We start from the raw sequence: 273 nt of genomic DNA, 5'->3' as shown, positions 1-273 counted from the left end.
CATCAGATAGACATCGCTCGGCTTTCCGGCGTCACCCGGCTCGCATAAATTGGCGGTAAACGCAAGCTGCCTGCCATCCGGTGAAAAGGCCACGCCATAATGATCAGCTTCATGATCTGTCAGCTGCTGAATCTCCCCCGTTTCAAGATGAATCAGCACAAGCTGTGTCCGGCTTCCGTTCAGCAGGCCCTTCCCGTCACGTTTATATGTTAATGATTGAATCTCAACCGGCTCATACTCGTCATGCTTCTTTTTTTCTTTCTCATCGGCGCG

The 273-nt window shown here is 51.3% G+C and carries 1 protein-coding gene; it reads right to left on the bottom strand.

Going from position 1 to position 273, the window contains the following annotated elements; all coding sequences use genetic code 11:
• On the bottom strand, positions 1-273 hold a 273-nt coding region (locus SB658_RS23895; protein WP_410602811.1), incomplete at both ends, for a TolB family protein.

It is taken from the genome of Bacillus sp. SIMBA_008 (assembly GCF_046535495.1).
In the GTDB taxonomy this organism is placed as follows: Bacteria; Bacillota; Bacilli; order Bacillales; family Bacillaceae; genus Bacillus; species Bacillus subtilis.
The sequence above is the reverse complement of the archived record's forward strand: the minus strand, read 5'-3'. Positions and strand labels throughout refer to the sequence as shown.